Genomic DNA, 880 nt, shown 5'->3' on the forward strand with positions numbered 1-880 from the left:
GCATCGCCGGGCTGCGGTCGAACCCGACCGCGCTGTCCGCCCGGGGGGCCAGCAATTCCAGCATCCGCCCCGTCCCGGTGCCGATATCCACCAGCCGCCCGATCGGCTCCGGCGCCAGAACGCGCAGGATCGCGGCCTCGACATCGCCCTCCGCGACATGCAGCGAGCGGATCGCGTCCCAGTTCGCCGCATGGGTCTCGAAATAATCCTCCGCCGCCATCGCCCGCACCGTACGCACAGCCTTCAGCCGGGCGATGTCCGCCGCGCGCTCGGCGTCGTCATGCCGGTCCCACCGGTCCATGGCGGCCAGCAGCGGCCCGAAATCCTCGTCCGTCCCCAGCGTCAGGAACACCCAGCTCCCTTCCTTGCGGCGCTCCGCCAGCCCGGCCGCCACCAGGATCTTCACATGGCGCGACACGCGCGGCTGGCTCTGCCCCAGCACCTGCGCGATCTCGCCGACGGACAGTTCCATCGTGCGCAGCAACGCCAGGATCCGCAGCCGCGTCGGATCGGCCAGGGCCTGGAAAATGACAAGCGATCGGCTCATGAACATCACATATAACGATATCCTTATATGTGCAATTCCTATTGACTCATTTTTTCCATTCCTGTCCTAATCCGACCGCCATGGTTCCGCACCCGGTCTTCCGGCGTCGCGGCGAAGAGGGAAGCCGGTGCGAATCCGGCGCTGCCCCCGCAACTGTAGGCGGCGAGCACCGGTCCATCCGCGCCACTGGGACATCTCTACCGAGAGAGACCCCGGGAAGGCCGGACCGGCTGCTGTGACCCGCAAGCCAGGAGACCTGCCATGGCCGAAGAAATCCTCCGGCGGGGTGTCCGGACGGGTCGCGCCCCACCGCGCCGGCGACCTGCCGGCGCG

1 protein-coding gene and 1 riboswitch are annotated in these 880 nt (G+C 68.2%); the gene reads right to left on the minus strand.

The window, feature by feature from the left end; genetic code table 11:
• The coding region (locus HUK84_RS20425) for a metalloregulator ArsR/SmtB family transcription factor (protein ID WP_176641829.1) at positions 1-547 on the minus strand (547 nt) is incomplete at its 3' end.
• Positions 548-611: 64 nt separating this feature from the next.
• A riboswitch (cobalamin riboswitch) is annotated at positions 612-825 on the plus strand.
• Positions 826-880 lie beyond the last annotated feature (55 nt).

Source organism: Nguyenibacter vanlangensis (assembly GCF_013376155.1).
GTDB classification, from domain to species: Bacteria; Pseudomonadota; Alphaproteobacteria; order Acetobacterales; family Acetobacteraceae; genus Gluconacetobacter; species Gluconacetobacter vanlangensis.